The organism is Flavobacterium sp. CAU 1735 (assembly GCF_039888695.1).
In the GTDB taxonomy this organism is placed as follows: domain Bacteria; phylum Bacteroidota; class Bacteroidia; order Flavobacteriales; family Flavobacteriaceae; genus Flavobacterium.
On the sequence record NZ_JBDQQQ010000001.1, the window covers coordinates 868,011 to 885,805 of the forward strand.

15 protein-coding genes are annotated in these 17,795 nt (G+C 39.1%); 8 read left to right on the forward strand and 7 right to left on the reverse strand.

The window, feature by feature from the left end:
* From AAFN64_RS04030 to AAFN64_RS04065, 8 genes are all read left to right on the forward strand, one after another.
* A complete protein-coding gene (locus AAFN64_RS04030) occupies positions 1–243 on the forward strand; it encodes a DUF6576 domain-containing protein (RefSeq protein WP_347759361.1) in 243 nt (80 codons plus the stop codon).
* Between the two features lie 227 nt (positions 244–470).
* Positions 471–2,090: an asparagine synthase B gene (gene asnB / locus AAFN64_RS04035; RefSeq protein WP_347759362.1), complete on the forward strand. Its 1,620-nt coding sequence runs from the start codon at positions 471–473 to the stop codon at positions 2,088–2,090.
* A 230-nt stretch (positions 2,091–2,320) separates the two neighbouring features.
* The gene (gene gyrB / locus AAFN64_RS04040; protein ID WP_347759363.1) at positions 2,321–4,261 is read left to right on the forward strand and encodes a DNA topoisomerase (ATP-hydrolyzing) subunit B; all 1,941 of its coding nucleotides are present in this window, start codon (positions 2,321–2,323) and stop codon (positions 4,259–4,261) included.
* Positions 4,262–4,424: 163 nt separating this feature from the next.
* Positions 4,425–5,360 (forward strand): malate dehydrogenase, encoded by a 936-nt coding sequence (gene mdh / locus AAFN64_RS04045; protein WP_300487227.1) that lies wholly within the window; start codon positions 4,425–4,427, stop codon positions 5,358–5,360.
* Positions 5,361–5,499: 139 nt separating this feature from the next.
* Positions 5,500–8,457, forward strand: coding sequence for a protein translocase subunit SecDF (gene secDF, locus AAFN64_RS04050; protein ID WP_300487230.1), 2,958 nt, complete (start codon positions 5,500–5,502; stop codon positions 8,455–8,457).
* 173 nt (positions 8,458–8,630) lie between these two features.
* Positions 8,631–9,338, forward strand: a complete 708-nt coding sequence (locus AAFN64_RS04055; protein ID WP_347759364.1) for a MotA/TolQ/ExbB proton channel family protein — start codon at positions 8,631–8,633, stop codon at positions 9,336–9,338.
* A gap of 5 nt (positions 9,339–9,343) precedes the next feature.
* The gene (locus tag AAFN64_RS04060) at positions 9,344–9,739 is read left to right on the forward strand and encodes a biopolymer transporter ExbD (protein WP_300487233.1); all 396 of its coding nucleotides are present in this window, start codon (positions 9,344–9,346) and stop codon (positions 9,737–9,739) included.
* Between the two features lie 61 nt (positions 9,740–9,800).
* Positions 9,801–10,487, forward strand: coding sequence for a hypothetical protein (locus AAFN64_RS04065; protein ID WP_347759365.1), 687 nt, complete (start codon positions 9,801–9,803; stop codon positions 10,485–10,487).
* Between the two features lie 49 nt (positions 10,488–10,536).
* Here AAFN64_RS04065 and AAFN64_RS04070 read toward each other — a convergent pair whose 3' ends face one another.
* The 7 genes from AAFN64_RS04070 to AAFN64_RS04100 all read right to left on the reverse strand — a co-directional run bounded on the left by AAFN64_RS04070 (position 10,537) and on the right by AAFN64_RS04100 (position 17,738).
* Complete coding sequence (locus AAFN64_RS04070) at positions 10,537–11,982, reverse strand: hypothetical protein (protein ID WP_347759366.1); 1,446 nt, start codon at positions 11,980–11,982, stop codon at positions 10,537–10,539.
* A gap of 143 nt (positions 11,983–12,125) precedes the next feature.
* On the reverse strand, positions 12,126–13,133 hold the full coding sequence (locus AAFN64_RS04075; protein ID WP_347759367.1) for a hypothetical protein: 1,008 nt from the start codon (positions 13,131–13,133) through the stop codon (positions 12,126–12,128).
* Between the two features lie 476 nt (positions 13,134–13,609).
* Positions 13,610–14,362 carry a triose-phosphate isomerase gene (tpiA, locus tag AAFN64_RS04080; protein ID WP_300487242.1) on the reverse strand — a complete coding sequence of 251 codons (753 nt, stop codon included), beginning with the start codon at positions 14,360–14,362 and terminating at the stop codon, positions 13,610–13,612.
* Positions 14,362–14,862, reverse strand: a complete 501-nt coding sequence (locus AAFN64_RS04085; RefSeq protein WP_347759368.1) for a TlpA disulfide reductase family protein — start codon at positions 14,860–14,862, stop codon at positions 14,362–14,364. The genes tpiA and AAFN64_RS04085 overlap by 1 nt, the downstream gene beginning before the upstream one ends.
* Positions 14,863–14,921: 59 nt before the next feature.
* Entirely contained in the window at positions 14,922–15,998 is a 1,077-nt protein-coding gene (locus tag AAFN64_RS04090; protein ID WP_347759369.1) for an ABC transporter permease, read from the reverse strand.
* A gap of 13 nt (positions 15,999–16,011) precedes the next feature.
* Positions 16,012–17,115: a BT_3928 family protein gene (locus AAFN64_RS04095; RefSeq protein ID WP_300487252.1), complete on the reverse strand. Its 1,104-nt coding sequence runs from the start codon at positions 17,113–17,115 to the stop codon at positions 16,012–16,014.
* 80 nt (positions 17,116–17,195) lie between these two features.
* Positions 17,196–17,738 (reverse strand): DUF1599 domain-containing protein, encoded by a 543-nt coding sequence (locus AAFN64_RS04100; protein WP_347759370.1) that lies wholly within the window; start codon positions 17,736–17,738, stop codon positions 17,196–17,198.
* Positions 17,739–17,795 lie beyond the last annotated feature (57 nt).

Below are 17,795 nucleotides of genomic sequence, written 5' to 3' on the forward strand. Positions count from 1 at the left end.
ATGATGATGTTAGTTGCAATAGTGCTTTTTGTCGCCGGACTTGTATATGCTGTGATTCGTATTACGAGTCCGAAGTCGACACATACTAAAGAACAAAATTATACGCTTGATGAAAAGTATAACGCGGCCAAAATCGAAAAACAAAAGGAGATCGACCGTATACTGGAAAAAATAAATAAAAACGGCGTACAGTCGCTAAACAGTAGGGAAAAGCAACTGCTGGATGACTATTCTAAAAACTAAATAAAACCGGGCATTTGTCCGGTTTTTTGTTTTAAATACCTTGATATAAGGTCGGAACTTATAGATTTCAACCCAAACGCTACAAATCGGATGCTTTAGGTTATATTTTGTTTTTGAATTGCTTATTTTGATTTTAATTTTAAACCAAAATAAAGTTTTTACTTTTTAATTAAAACTGATATAGGCAATTTTGTGACGTAATAATAACCATTTAAAGCAAGAATAGTATGTGCGGGATAGTAGCAGTTATAGGAAAAGGAGTCGATGCGGAATTGGTACAACAATTGTCCAAAAGAATGTCGCATCGCGGTCCGGATGAAAGTGATTTGCATATCACGGAAAAAGGACATTTTTTAAGCCATGAACGTTTGTCGATCGTCGATTTACAAACCGGAAAACAACCAATTCAGGGAACCAATTCGGCCTGGATGGTACACAATGGCGAAATATATAACCATAAAAAACTACGTGATACCGTACTAAAAAACCATACGTTTCGCACTACATCCGATTCGGAAGTGATCGTGCATTTATATGAAGAATACGGCTATGAATTTTGTGATATGCTCGACGGGATCTTTGCCTTTGTTGTGATTGACGGTGATGATTTTATTGCAGGCCGGGATCCGTTGGGCGTAAAACCACTGTATTACGGAATCGACAGTCACGGAGCGGTTTATTTTGCCTCCGAAATGAAAGCCATAGCCGACCAGTGTAAGTCGTTTGCTGCCTTTCCGCCAGGACATTATTACTCCCCCAAAACAGGATTTGTAAAATACTACCAACCGCAATGGGAAGATGCCGCAAAAGCCGTAGAACCGCTTGATTTAAAAGCGATACGGGAAACGCTTACCGAAGCGGTACGCAAACGATTGATGAGCGATGTGCCCATTGGTGTTTTACTATCCGGTGGATTGGATTCGTCATTAACATCGGCTATTGCGTCCCGATTAATGACAGAAGCCGGAAGTCCGAAACTGCATTCGTTTTCGATAGGATTGGATGGAAATGCACCCGATGTGGTTGCGGCTCGTGCCGTAGCCGAATACCTGGGAACAGAACACCACGAAATTTACTTTTCGGTGGAGCAGGGAATCGCCATTCTGGATAAACTGATCTGGCATCTGGAAACCTACGATGTTACCTCGATTCGCGCCAGTACGCCGATGTATTTCCTGTCGAAAGCCATCACCGAAAAAGGAATAAAAGTAGTATTGTCCGGAGAAGGAGCCGATGAGATTTTTGGAGGGTATCTGTATTTTAGAAATGCGCCATCTGTAGCCGATTTTCAAAAAGAAACGATCGAACGCGTACAGAAATTAGCGACTGCCGATTTACTACGTGCGGATAAATCGACAATGGCACACGGATTGGAAGCGCGGGTTCCGTTTTTGGATAAAGCCTTTTTAAACCTGGCGATTAAAATCAGACCGGAAGAAAAACAACCGGCAACCTATGGCGGTGTGGAAAAATACATCCTTAGAAAAGCATTTGATACCCCGGAAAAACCGTATCTGCCGGATAGCGTTTTATGGCGCCAAAAAGAGCAGTTTTCGGACGGTGTTGGTTACAACTGGATCGATGCGTTAATCGAATATGGTACGGCACAGGTTACGGATGAGCAGTTGGCCAAAGCAGCCGACGTGTTTCTGCACAATACGCCAACCACAAAAGAAGCGTATTACTACCGAACCATTTTTCATAAACATTTCCCACAAGCCAGTGCGGCCAAAACCGTACGCAAATGGATTCCGAAATGGCAGGAAAACCAGGATCCAAGCGGAAGAGCCAATAAGGCTCACCTTAAGGCCGATACGAGTATCGCCACCCTGAAAGCGACATTATGATCTTTCATATGTGATTAGTTTGTTTGTTTGAAAAGCACCGGGAATTTACCGGTGCTTTTTTTGTTTTTTTATAGGGAATGAGAAATGTTAAAAAGTAAGAAAATTACGGGCTAATTAAAAGATTTTGTTGATAACTTACGCCTATTACGGGTTATTTTTAGTGTATTATCCTTTGCGTTTTCATATATTTGCCTGTTAGACGAAAAAATACATTTTTTAGAATATAAATTATGAGCGAAGAAGTTAAGAAAAACAATTATTCGGCAGACAGTATTCAGGCGCTTGAGGGAATGGAGCACGTTAGAATGCGTCCTTCCATGTATATTGGAGATGTAGGAACACGTGGACTTCACCATTTGGTTTATGAGGTTGTGGATAACTCGATCGATGAAGCTTTGGCCGGACATTGTGATACCATATCTGTAACGATTAATGAGGATAATTCCATTACGGTTGAAGATAACGGTCGTGGTATTCCGGTAGATATTCATAAAAAAGAAGGCGTTTCCGCATTGGAGGTTGTAATGACCAAAATTGGTGCGGGAGGTAAATTTGATAAAGATTCCTATAAAGTATCCGGAGGTTTACACGGGGTTGGGGTATCGTGTGTTAATGCACTATCCGACCATTTGCGTGCAACGGTTCACAGAGAAGGAAAAGTATACGAACAGGAATATGAAAGAGGTAAAGCGATTTACCCGGTAAAACAGATTGGTGAAACCGAAAAAAGAGGTACGATTGTAACCTTTAAACCGGATAATACAATCTTTACACAAACAACGGAATATTCTTATGATACCTTAGCGGCACGTATGCGCGAATTGTCATTCCTTAATAAAGGAATTACAATTACGCTTACTGATCGCAGAGAAACGGATAAAGAAGGGAACTTTGTGGGTGAAGTCTTCCATTCGAAAGAAGGATTAAAAGAGTTCGTTAAATTCCTGGATGGAAACCGTGAGCCAATTATCGGACACGTGATCAGTATGGAAAGCGATAAAGGAGAAGTGCCGGTTGAGGTGGCGTTAATTTATAACAGCAGCTATTCCGAAAATATCTTTTCCTATGTAAATAATATCAATACCCACGAAGGGGGAACGCACTTACAGGGATTCCGTAGTGGATTGACCCGTACGCTTAAAAAATATGCGGATGCTTCCGGATTGTTGGAAAAACTGAAGTTTGAAATTTCAGGAGATGACTTCCGTGAAGGATTAACAGCGATTGTGTCGGTAAAAGTATCCGAACCACAATTCGAAGGACAAACCAAAACAAAATTAGGTAACCGTGAGGTAGTATCACCGGTAAGTCAGGCGGTAGCCGAAATGTTGGAAAACTACCTGGAAGAAAACCCGAACGATGCCAAGATAATTGTTCAGAAAGTAATTTTGGCAGCGCAGGCGCGTCATGCGGCTAAAAAAGCCCGTGAAATGGTACAGCGTAAAACCGTTATGGGTGGCGGTGGACTACCAGGGAAATTATCCGATTGTTCTGAGCAGGATCCGGCAAAATGTGAGGTATTCCTTGTCGAGGGGGATTCCGCAGGTGGAACGGCCAAACAAGGGCGTGACCGTGCCTTTCAGGCGATTCTTCCGTTGCGAGGTAAAATCCTGAACGTAGAAAAAGCCATGCATCATAAAGTATTCGAAAACGAAGAGATTCGAAATATTTTTACCGCATTGGGTGTTACGATCGGAACAGCAGAAGATAGTAAAGCTTTAAACCTTGAAAAACTTCGTTATCATAAAGTGGTGATCATGTGTGATGCCGACGTGGATGGTAGCCACATTTCAACGCTTATCCTGACGTTCTTCTTCAGATATATGAAAGAATTGATCGAAAACGGATACGTGTATATTGCAACACCACCATTATATATGGTGAAAAAAGGTAATAAAAAAGAATACGCGTGGACCGATGTACAGCGGGATCAGATCTCGGAAAAAATGGGTGGCGGAACCGGTATTCAGCGTTATAAAGGTCTTGGAGAGATGAACGCGGAACAGTTGTGGGAAACGACCATGAATCCGGAATTCCGAACGTTACGCCAGGTTTCTATTGATAGTCTGGCCGAGGCCGACCGTATTTTTTCCATGTTAATGGGGGATGAGGTACCGCCGCGTAGAGAGTTTATCGAGAAAAACGCAGCATACGCTAAAATTGATGCATAAATTACAAATAGAAAAAGGATGTCAGAAAACGGCATCCTTTTTTATTTGACGGAAGTTTAAAAAAGTGTGATTTTTTTTAACCGTGTATTTTGCGTACATAAAATTTGTATATTGGGTAACTCAATAAATCAAAAATTAATTTAATACTTATTTTACGAATATTATGAAAGTAACAATAGTTGGCGCAGGAAATGTAGGAGCAACTTGTGCAGATGTTATCTCTTATAGAGGAATTGCAAGCGAAGTGGTATTGTTGGATATCAAAGAAGGATTTGCAGAAGGTAAGGCGATGGACATTATGCAGTGCGCAACAACAACAGGATTTAATACAAGAGTTTCAGGAAGTACGAACGATTATTCCAAAACAGCCGGAAGCGATGTGGTGGTGATCACCTCAGGTATTCCGAGAAAACCGGGCATGACCCGCGAGGAATTAATCGGAATCAATGCCGGAATTGTAAAATCGGTAGCGGAAAACGTATTAAAATATTCTCCGGATACCATTATAGTAGTAGTGTCGAATCCTATGGACACGATGACGTACTTAACCTTAAAAGCAACCGGATTACCGAAAAACAGAATTATCGGTATGGGGGGTGCTTTGGATAGTTCCCGTTTTAAATATTATTTGTCAAAAGCATTGGATAAACCGTCTAACGATGTTCAGGGGATGGTAATTGGAGGGCATGGTGATACCACTATGATTCCGTTAACGCGCTTGGCATCTTATAACGGAAGTCCGGTTTCAAACTTTTTAGCGCAGGACGTACTGGATAAAGTAGCGGCCGATACAATGGTTGGAGGAGCGACATTAACCGGATTGTTGGGAACATCGGCCTGGTATGCACCGGGAGCATCCGTTGCTTTCCTTGTGGATAGCATTTTAAACGACCAAAAACGTATGATTCCATGTTCGGTTTATTTGGAAGGCGAATACGGTCAAAATGATATTTGTATCGGTGTGCCATGTATTATCGGTAAAAACGGAATTGAAGAAATTGTAGATATCGCCTTAAACGATGCCGAAAAAGCCCTTTTTGCGAAGAGTGCCGATGCGGTTAGAGCTATGAATGGCGATCTTAAATCTGTTTTGGCATAGTCATTATGGAAGAAATAAAGAAAGGCTGCGTAGGGCAGTCTTTTTTTTTGATAATATTGGCAAATTAATTGGTTAATCTTTTGGTAAATTATATATTTGCTCGTTTTTGAAAAAAATGAATAATTAATATTTAGTAATAATGCAGAATAAAGGACTCATTAAATTTTTTGCAATACTTTTTGCACTGGTAAGTATTTACCAGCTATCCTTCACATTTGTTACCAATAATATCGAGAAAAAGGCGAAAACCTTTGCGAACGGAGACTCTAAAAAAGAGTTGTTCTATCTGGACTCTATTGGTAAAGAAAAAGTTTTTTTAGGTCATACTTTTAACGAAGTACGCGCTAAACAAATTAATAAAGGTCTTGACTTAGAAGGAGGAATCAACGTGATTCTTCAGATTTCGGTTAAAGACGTGTTGAAAGGACTAGCGAATAATTCTAAAAATCCAGTTTTCAATAAAGCGCTTGCAGAAGCAACCAAAAACAGAGAAGGTAACCAAAGTTATTTGGACGCTTTCTTTATCGCTTTTGACAAAGAATCAAACGGAACAACGAAATTGGCATCACCTGAAATCTATGGAAACAGAAATTTAAGTGATGTAATCAAATTCGATATGTCCGATGCACAAGTGAAAGCTGTGCTACGAAAAAAAGTTGAAGAGTCTGTAGAAAGTGCTTTCCGTGTATTAAGAGAGCGTATCGACAAATTCGGGGTTACACAACCAAACATCCAAAAATTAGGAGAATCAGGAAGAATCTTAGTTGAGCTTCCAGGTGCTAAGGATGTAGACCGTATTACAAAATTATTACAAAGTACAGCGCAGTTAGAATTCTGGGAAACGTATAAAACAGACGAAATCGGAAACTTCCTTTTGGCGGCTAACGAGACGTTAAAGAAAACAGAAAAAGCAACAGTTGAGACAAAAGAAGCTGCTAAAAAGACAGATATTGACTCATTGTTAACGAACAAAGCAACCGATTCGGCTGCGGCAAAAAAAGGAAACAATCCGTTATTGGATTTAGTAGTAGGTGGCGGACAACAAGGAAGTCCGGTATTGGCTTATTTTAATCCAAAAGATACTGCAAAAGTTAATTCGTATTTAAAAAGAGACGATATCCGTTCTTTATTACCGGCAGAACAGCGTTATGTACGTTTTGCATGGGGTAAATTAAATCCGAAAGCACCAAACGTAGTTGAATTATATGCGTTAAAAGCAAACAGAGAAGGCATTCCACCAATGAGTGGAGGTGTTATTACCGATGCAAGAGAATCATTTGACCAAATGGGACGTCCGTCTGTAACGATGCAGATGAACGCAACAGGAGCGAAGAAATGGGAAGAGTTAACCGGGAAAGCGTATACGCAACAAAGTAACATCGCTATCGTATTGGATAACATCGTATATTCTGCACCGGGAGTATCTTCAGGACCAATTGCAGGAGGACGTTCTGAAATTTCAGGAGTATTCGACGTAGCGGAAACAAAAGACTTAGCGAACATCTTAAGAGCAGGTAAATTACCGGCATCTGCAGAAATCGTACAATCAGAGGTAGTAGGTCCGTCATTAGGGCAACAAGCTATCGATAACGGTATTACATCATCATTAGTAGGTTTATTATTAGTATCCCTATGGATGGTATTCTATTATGGTAAAGCAGGTTGGTATGCCAACATCGCTTTAGCAGTGAACTTATTATTCCTTTTCGGAATCTTAGCAAGCTTAGGTGCGGTATTAACCTTACCAGGTATCGCGGGTATCGTATTAACTATGGGTACTGCGGTGGATGCGAACATCATTATCTATGAAAGAGCAAAAGAAGAATTGCGATTAGGGAAGTCGTTAGACGAAGCAGTACGTTTCTCATTTACATGGAGAGGTGCGATGTCGTCGATTACCGATGCGAACGTAACACACGTATTAACCGGTTTGGTATTATTGATCTTCGGAACAGGACCAATCAAAGGTTTCGCAACAACATTATTGATCGGTATCTTTACTTCATTGTTTACATCAATTTTCATTACCAGAATGTTATTAGACTGGGGTGTAAGCAGAGGAGCTAAATTACAATTCTCAACATCTGTTACGAAAAACTGGTTTACAAACTTCCATTTCGATTTCTTGAAAATTAAAAAATGGACGTATTTATTCTCCGGATTAGTAGTAGTAGTGAGCTGTATCTCTTTTGCAATTAACGGATTGGACGAAGGTGTGGATTTCGTTGGAGGTAGAACCTTCCAGGTGAAATTCGAAAAAGCTATTGAGCCATCTGAAATTGCGGATGCTTTATCAAAAGAAGACGTATTCGGAAGTGCTGAAGCAAAAGTATTTGGTGATGCAAATCAGTTAAAAATTACAACGAAATACAAAGTTCAGGAGACAAGTTCTGAAGTGGATAAAGAAGTAAACGAGAAGTTATATAATGCTTTAAAACATTATTACTCTAATGATATTTCGTATGACAAGTTTGTAAATACATTCGACGGTAAGAAAATCGGGGTATTACAGGCTTCAAAAGTAAGTGCAGCGGTATCAGACGATATCAAAACCAACTCCTATTGGGCGGTATTGGGATCTATGGCAATTGTATTCGTGTACTTAATGATCTCATTCCGTAAATGGCAGTATTCATTAGGAGCGATTGCAGCGGTAGCACACGACGTTATCTTCGTATTGGGTATTTACTCATTATGTTACAAATTCATGCCATTCCACATGGAAATGGACCAGCACTTTATCGCAGCGATCCTAACGGTTATCGGTTACTCGATGAATGATACCGTAATTGTATTCGACAGGGTACGTGAATACCTTGCCGGTAATACAAAAGGACACTTTAACGATATCGTAAACAAATCGATTAATACAACCTTATCAAGAACAATCAATACATCGTTAACTTTACTATTGGTATTGTTAATCATGTTCATCTTCGGTGGTGAGTCAATCCGTGGATTTATCTTCGCGATGTTGGTTGGTATTACAGTGGGAACTTACTCTTCTTTATTTATCGCTACACCGGTTCTTTGTGATACGGTTACAAGAAAAGAAAGAGAAGAAATCGAAGTGCGTCACAACAAGACAGAAGAATAACATTTTTTCAAAATACAGAAAAGGTCCGCTACTAGCGGACCTTTTTTTATGCGGTAATTTTTTTATATTTAAAATACGCTTTCCGCCGAAATTTCGTTATTTATGGTATGGTAGTTGCTATTTTAAAAAGCAAATACTTATATTTAACCCCTATAAAAACGAATTTGTAAAACATGATTTTTAATTTTTTGTTGCAAGCGAACCCGGTTCCGGCAGAACCAGTTGTAAATGAACCAGTAGTGGCCAATACAGCAATCGAATCCGTTAATTTTTTCCAGTTGATCATGAAAGGTGGGGTTATGGTAATCCCAATCTTTATCCTGTTTTTTCTTACGGTTTATATCATTGTGGAACGGTACCTGTATATCAAAAAACAAACAAAATTGGATAACTCGTTGATCAACGAATTAAAATACCAGTTAAATTCCGGAAATATCCAGTCGGCGGCAATGATTTGCGACAAATCGAATACGGCCTATGGAACAGTGTTGCGCAATGGTGTAAACACTATTGGCCGACCAATTAACGAGATTGACCTGGCTTTGGAAAAAAGCGCCAATATCGAAATGGGATTAATGGAAAAGAAATTGGGTTATTTGGGAATCGTTGCCGGTATTGCGCCAATCTTAGGGTTTATCGGAACCATTTCCGGGGTAATCAAGATTTTCTATACGATTTCGATCACCGAAAATATCAGTATCGGTAATATCTCCGGTGGTTTGTATGAAAAAATGATCAGTAGTGGTTTGGGGTTAATTGTAGGGGTAATTGCCTATGCAGCCTATCACTTTTTTAATATGATGATTGATCATTTTGCACTAAATATGCAGCGTCAGGGATTAGAATTTATCAATGTTATTCAACAGCCAAATACGAAATAAACACAATGAGAATCAAAAGAAATAGACGTTTTCACGCCGAAGTAGCAACCTCTGCTTTGAGTGATATTATGTTCTTTTTATTGCTGTTTTTCCTGATTATTTCCACGTTGGCGAATCCAAATGTGATCAATCTGATGTTGCCAAAGGCAGAGGCTAAGGAAACCACCAACAAGCAATTTATCAGCCTTTCCGTTACGGAAGATAAACACTATTTTGTTGACAAACAGGAAGTGCCTTTTGACGAACTGGAAACCAAATTGCTGGAAAAACTGGGTACACAAAAAGAACAAACCATAGTAGTGCGAATCCCGTATAACCTTCAGGTACAGGATTTGGTCGACCTATTGCAGATTGGTGTTCGAAACAAACTGAAATTTGTAATCGCAACCGCGAAGAGTTAATATAAAAAGTAAAGAAAGTGGCGAGAGTCACTTTTTTTATGCCTTTACCGATCAATACTTTATGAAACAATTTGTGTTATGGATGCTGCTTTTGGGAGGTGTATCAGGACCTAAAGCAGATTTTAAAATAGTTTTTGAAGAAGCGTTTACCAATGCCCGTTTAAAGCAATGGAATCAGGTTAATGGCAATTGGGAAGTCGATAGCAAAGAAAAGCTTGTAAAAGGCAGTAAAAACAGTGATTGGGCGATTCTGACAGCAAAGAAAGAAATGCCGGATAATTATGTATTGACCTTTTCGACTCTGGTTGAACCATCGGCTTATTTGTTTGAAGTGATGTTGAATCTGCAAAAAGAAAAATACCTCGGAATTTTGTACAACCAGTTGGAAGGAAGAGTAGCAATAGAAGATCGTTCGTTTTTTGTCAATCCGGAAAAGGAGCGTGGTTATATCCGAACAACCGGACATATCGGAAAATTGCCAAAAGTAAAAATCCCGATGTCGAAACAATGGTTGGACTGGAAGATTCAGAAAACCGGGACTACTTATTTTGTCTGGATCAATAACGAAGAGATTCTAAAATTTACGGAACCTACCGAAATGATCAAAAGCAACGGGAAGTTTGGTTTTGCCATAAATGGTTCGGCACAGCTAAAAAATGTCATTCTGTATAAGCAAAAGAAAGTGAAAGTACCGGAAGGATTCACCGGGAAGCCTTATGAACAGCCGTTTTTCCTGTTTTCAGAATAAAAAAAGCCCGTTGTAGTACAACGGGCTTTTTTAATGGGGATGTTAATTTTTATTTGCAATCATTATATTCGTTAACAATATTAATGAGATTTTCTGAGTTTTTCAAATCAAAAGCTCCTTTTTTTATCTCAGATGCTAAATTTTTACATCCGGATAGGTATTCTGCCAGTTGAATCGACAGTTTGTCGTTGTTTCTTTTGTCGACCATCTGTCCTTCCGATTTCGATTTTAATTTGATCACAAAGCGATCGTCTTCTACCGGATCAACCAAAACCGAATTGTCTTTGCTGGTATAGATAACCCGATAAAAATAGGCATTGTTAAAGCCCAGTGACATCGCATTGGATAGTTTTTTCATCGCATCGCCTTTTACTTTCATACCCTCGAAAGCTGTCTCGGTTCCGTCGCTGTTTTTAACGTAGAATTTGATATTGTCTTTTGCCTGTAACGTTATCGTGCGTTCTCTTCCTTTTTCGTTTTTGTATTTGATCGAAACATTTTTACCGTAATTATCGATCGCGTCCACAACCTGAGTATCTCCGGTCTGATTAATGTCCAGTTTCTCAAATTGCGCCGTGATAATTCCGTCATAACGCACGCCTTTTTCGTCAAAGGCATATCCGTTTACATTATAAATATTACGGCTGCGTTCTTTGGCTAATTTGATCTTTTCTTTTAATAAATTCTGGTTATAACTTTTAGCCTGGCGTCCCAGCGTAATATCGCGGTAAACCAGTTCGCCGACTAACTCTTTTACAAACGAACTGTTATCCGGTCCGGCAAAACGTTTTTCGGCATTGTAGCTAAACTTACTGTCGTTAAACAACGTTACTTCCACCTCGTTATTCATATTGCCTGTGGCGCGTGCTGTAGCGACCTGAATATTGTCCAGATCGTAAATACTAACGGTGTTATTATTACCAAAAGCAGTATAATTGGATGACATGGCCTTTCCTACGATATTCGTTCCGGCTGTTCCGCCAAACATAATCGTTCCGTCCATTTTGACAAAAGGACGGTAGCGGGCTATTTTTTCTTCCTTGTCTTTTTTGGAAGCGACAACCTCCATTTTGGTTTTTAATGTTTTGTCGCCAATGCTTTCCCGTTCGGTATTGAAAAAGGTTTCGATTTTAGCGGCATTAAATCCGTTTTTATCAAACAATCCGTATTTGGCAGATATAAGATGCAACATAATCCGTGTAGGACTTAATGAGTTGATCAATACTTCATACGGGATTTCTGTTTTTTTGGCTTCGTCGGCCGAGGTTAGTAATAACCATTGATTCAATATGGTTTTACCTTCGGACATGCCTTTGTATTCTACGGTAAATTGTTTGTTTCCGGCCAGGTCGAACAATTGATATTGATCGCGAACCGGTTCTTTAAAGATCGCTACTTCTTTTTCGTCTATCAATACCCGATCTTTTTTGGTTGTGATCTTTTGGGAGAATGAAAGAAATGGAAGTAATAGGAGAATAAGTGTAATTTTTTTCATGCAAATTTTTAATTATATGTTATTTTGTTGGTTGGTCGTTAAATATACTATAAATAATGTAATATATTGTGTTTTGCATGTTATGATAAAAAAAAGAGCCTGTTATGCATAACAGGCTCTTTTTAAGAACTTATAGTCATTCGTTAATTTCGGATGCTAGAATCGGGCTTTTTTGTTTTTCCATTGGCTAATAGACTTTGTTTAATGCAAAGATCAATTAAGCTTTTTCCGTTTTTAGACGTAACAAAGTTGGCAAATAGAAAACCGAATCTTTTGGGTATAGGAGGAGGTGCAGCGTTGGTTGCTGTAGAAGTGAGCATATGTTGTTCGATATATTGGATAGTTTTCGGGAGTATGTTGTCGGCTACTTCTTTTGGGCTGGTAGTTGATGACCAACCACTGGTATATGTAATAAAAAATAGATTTTTAAAAAAATCGTTTCGAGCGGTATTAATTCCTTCTTTTATCCGATACATTTTCCAGTCGAAGTCCCCAAAATTTTTTTTATTCCAGTCTGTCTTGATTGGTCGTATTGGATTGCCTGTAAAGAGATTAATTTCCCATTTTACGATCTGCCTTGATACGCTTTGATATACGGAACGCCATACCCGTTCGTTGCTGTGCTTCAGATACGTATTTCCATTCTTGTCATAAAGTTGCATGATAAGGACTTGGTTACGTACTGTACCAAGTGTAGTACCTGGTCCAAATACATTATGTGTACGTACTCTTCTTCGGATTATCTTTTTCATGATTTCATCAAACTTTTGTGCATTGGTACTGCAAGATTTATGGACATAAAGAAATAGGACTTCCGTTTGATGCTTGGCTACAAAACTTTCGAGAACCGGGAGTATATGTTTATAAAAATAGAAAGGTTCTCCATATTTTGGGAAAATCATTAATTGTGCATAAGCCGGTGCATACTGTTTAAACAAGATAGGGATATCATGATCACTAACGATAAGATCGTCATTGGTTTTATCTGAATATTTTAATTCAAAATCGAACATTCGCACGCCGGCTTCCAATTGTTTTTCAAGTCCTTCGTCTTGTCGCTGTAAGGAATTAGAACTGCCGGTAGTAAGAGAGCCTTCACTACCGACCAAAGTGATGTCTTTTAAAAGTGTTTTATTGTCCAACATTGACATCCAGTCGGTTTTAGGGACTTTAGTCAGCGCTTTTTTAAGAGTCTCATTATTTTCAGTTTCGGAACCCAATATTGGATTTGAAAAGTCCTCTGTGTCACATGAATAGAATAATAATGGCAATACCCAAAAAAAGAAAGAGTGTCTTAAACGAAAAAATGATGTGTATCTATACCTCATGATAATAATTTATATTGTTTAGAAAATGAACCAGAATCAGTATTTATTAAATGTGCGGTTATGACCACTTGGTGCTGTAATTCTAAATAAGGTTACTATCGATTGGGGTAAGTGAAAATTATAAAAGCAATATATGCAAAAATACTTTTTGGGAAAGTGTATGGTATTGAATACTAGTATTGTAGTCTCGAATTGGCTTAGTTTGGGTAGTTATAAAAAAAGTTCAGACATCTATTAGATGTCTGAATTTTTATAGGATCAAAAATAGTTAACCTATTGTATTGACTTAGAAAAAGGAATTAAACAGCATTGACAATAGCAGCAAAATCATCCGCTTTTAAAGCCGCACCGCCAATTAGTCCACCGTCTACATCGGGTTTCGAAAAGATTTCTTTGGCATTATCCGGTTTTACGCTGCCACCATATAAAATGGAAACGTTTTCGGCTACTTCGCGACCGTATTTGTCTTCTACCGTCTGACGAATAAATTGGTGCATTTCCTGCGCCTGATCCGGAGTGGCAGTTTCGCCGGTTCCGATCGCCCAAACAGGTTCGTAAGCCAATACGATGTTTTCCCAGGCCTGCGCATTCAAATGGAATAATCCGTCTTTTAACTGATTTTCCACGATGTTAAAATGTTGTTGGTTCTGACGGTCTTTTAACTCCTCACCAAAACAGAAAATCACGCGTAGTTCGTGTTTTAAAGCCGTATCGACTTTATTAGCCAGTAAAGCATCCGTTTCATGAAAATAAGAACGTCTTTCGGAATGTCCCAGAATTACGATGTCCACACCGATATTTTTTAGCATATCAGCCGAAATCTCGCCAGTAAAGGCACCGCTTTCAGCCTGGTGCATGTTTTGTGCCGCCACACCGATATTGGTAAATTCCAAATGTTGTACCGCAGAAGACAGATTTACAAACGTAGGCGCTACGATAATTTCCACCTCTTTATCGGAAGGCAATTTTTCGATCAGATCGTTTAATAAATCCTCGGTTTCATGTGCATTTTTATGCATTTTCCAGTTTCCTGCAACAATACTGTGTCTCATTATTTTAAAGTTTTTAAAGTCGTAATCAGGTTTTCGTCGTCGGCTTCAATAGCTTTGAACAACGCAATTTTTCCTTTTTTGTCCACTACCATATAACGTGGAATCCAGTCCAGTTTAATCGATTTTCCGAAAGCACCTTTCATACCGTCGGTCAATAGGTAATGTTCGCCGTTTACATTGTATTTTTCAATTCCTTTTTTCCAGGCTTCCGGTGTTTTATCGGCCGAAATAAACAAATATACCACATCGGTAAACTCTTTTTGCAGGTTGACCACTTTTGGCATTCCTTTGATACAATCCGGACACCAGGATGCCCAAACATCGATCACAACGGTTTTGCCTTTGTATTTTTTTAGCACGTCTTTAAATGTAATTTCCTGACCTTCCAGGCTAACCATTTTATAGTCCAGACTCTCTTTTGAGAATTCTTTCGGGGTTTGTGCATTTGTACAGGCGATCGATAAAACCAACATCAATGCCATAGCCACTATGTTTTTCATAAAAAGTTTTTTTAGTTTATTACGGATATAAAAATATAAAATCTTCTGTGAAGAAAATGTTATTGTAATTTGATTTTCGGATCCAGATACGCATAAATCAGATCCACCAATATATTGATCACTACAAAAGTAGTCGCGATCACCAAAACAGCGCCCATAATTACCGGAAGATCAAGGGTATTTAAGGCATCTACGATTTCTTTGCCGAGTCCGTTCCAGCCAAAAATATATTCCACAAAAACAGCACCGGCCAACATCGAGGCAAACCAACCGGAAACGGCTGTTACAACCGGATTTAAGGCGTTTTTCAGGGCGTGACGTTTAATCACCTGCAATTCGCTTAAACCTTTGGCTCTTGCGGTTCGGATATAATCCTGACTCATCACTTCCAGTAATGAATTTCGCATTAATTGAATAACAACCCCTAACGGTCGGATTCCGAGTACGACAGCCGGAAGAATAATATTTTTCCACTGAATATAGGTTCCGTTTCCAAAATCGTCCACTTCATATAGGCTACCGGTCATATTCAGATGCGTATAACGGTGTAACAGGAATCCGAAAAACCAGGCAAACAGGATCGCGCTAAAAAACGAAGGTACACTCATTCCAAGCGTACTCACCAAAGCGATTAACCGGTCGAGCCAGCTGTCTTTATAAACCGCCGAAACAATTCCGAGTACGATTCCGATCATGATGGCGATTACAATGGCAAAAAAGGCCAGAATTACTGTATTCGGTAGGGTGTCGCCAATAACCTGAGTGACTTTTTTTCCGCTTTTCTGAAAGCTTTCCCGTAAATAGGGCGTTTTTAAAACAACTTCGGAATTTCCAACCGAAAATAACGGTAAGACGTTGTATTTTCCTTCAGAAAGGAAGGTATAATCATCGCTGTTTTTGCTGTGGAAGGAAATCGGAGAAAGATCATTCAGGTAATACAAATACTGCGTTCCTATAGGCTTGTCGAAACCGTATTTCTTTTTGACCAACGCCAGCTGTTCGGAATTTTCATTCTGATCGAGCATCATTCGCGCCGGATCGCCGGGAAGGACATTAAATAAAAAGAAAATCACTGTTATCACTCCGAAAAGTGTTAACAGTGCATATCCGGTTTTATGAAGCAGGTAACGAAGCATCCGATATAGGGACTTATTTTAATACAACATCGTCGATATCGTTCCAGTGTGCTTTCTGAACAATCGTTCCTTTTTCCAATACTACGATACTAGGATTGGCTCTTTCGATGGTTTTTAAAGTTGTCCCGTCGCAGAAATAATAATCGAAAGTCAGTTTGTTGTCTGCTTTTACTTTTTGAATTACTTCTTCGTTAGAAGCCGTCATTCCAATTACTTTATAGCCTTTGGCGGTTGCTTTTTTATAGAATTCCTCGGCTTTTTGTAAGCCTTTGGTGTTCGCTTTATTCAGATCGTACGAAACCAGTATGATTAATTTTGGTTCGTTAAGCATGGCTTCCGTATAACTTTCACCGTCCTTTTCGATGCTAAAATCGTGGATAGGCGGTTCGTATCCTTTTGAAATTAATTTATCGTCACGACGAACAAACTCAGCACCTTCCGGTAGGTTCATCAATTGTTTTTCGTTGAAATTCTGTTCTTGTCCGTTTACTTTATACACAAAATTCATTTCATATACCGAACGCGGTGCGCCATCGGGAATTTCCATTCCTTTCTGAATGTTGGTTCCGACTTTATAAGCTCTGAAATCTTTTAACGGTAAATGATTCAAGACATAATAGCCCATAAAAAGACATAGCGAATAACTTACGAAAACGGTTAGGGCATTTACGGTACTGTTAAATAACGGCTGAATCAGTTTTTGATTAAAGAATAAAATCAGGATAAAAAACAATAATACGACGTCTTTCGTGAAGGATTCCCACGGTGTGAGTTTTAGCGCGTCACCAAAACAACCACAATCGGTTACTTTGTTGAAATAAGCCGAATAGAAGGTAAGGAACGTAAAGAAAACGATCATTAGTAGTAAACTCCACATGGTGAATTTTGGTTTAAACCCAATCAGGAGTGCGACTCCCAAAACCACTTCGAATACCACTACAAAAACGGCAATAATCAGCGCGTAGGGAATCAAAAAGGGAAGGTTTAAAACATTTTCGGCGAAATATTCTTCCAGTTTAAACGAAAAACCCATCGGGTCATTCAATTTGATCAAACCAGATATAATGAACAGTACGCCAACAAACAGACGTGAAAAGTGAACTAAAAATTTCTTCATAACGGTAATTTCTTTTTTCGTTTTTGTAAATATAAGTAAGAACCCAAGGAATTGGTTGTTAATATTTCCTAATTAACAGGCTATACGGCTTTTCCCAAATGTATCAGGGCAAAAACGGCATAGTTGAGCATATCCTGATAATTGGCGTCGATTCCTTCGGATACCAGGGTTTTTCCTTTGTTGTCTTCGATTTGCTTTACGCGTAATAATTTCTGTAAAATCAGATCGGTTAGGGAGCTTACGCGCAAGTCGCGCCAGGCTTCTCCGTAGTCGTGATTTTTGGCTTCCATCAGGTCTTTGCAGACTTTTACTTTTTCGTCGTATAAAGCCACAGCTTTCTCCACATCAAGATCGGGCTGATCGGCAACACCAAGATCCAACTGAATCAGTGCCATAATGGAATAATTAATGATACCAATAAATTCACCGGTTTCATCTTCGTCGATTTTACGGATATCATTTTCCTGTAGGCTGCGAATGCGTTGTGCTTTGATAAAAATCTGATCAGTTAGGGAAGGCAAACGCAAAATGCGCCAGGCACTTCCGTAGTCTTTCATTTTATTGCTATAGAGGTTGCGGCAAATAGAAATAACCTTGTCAAATTCCTGTGAGGTATTGCTCATTTTCTATGTATCTTTGTGTGATAATTTTTTCAAAAGTAAGGATTTTTCCGGATAAAA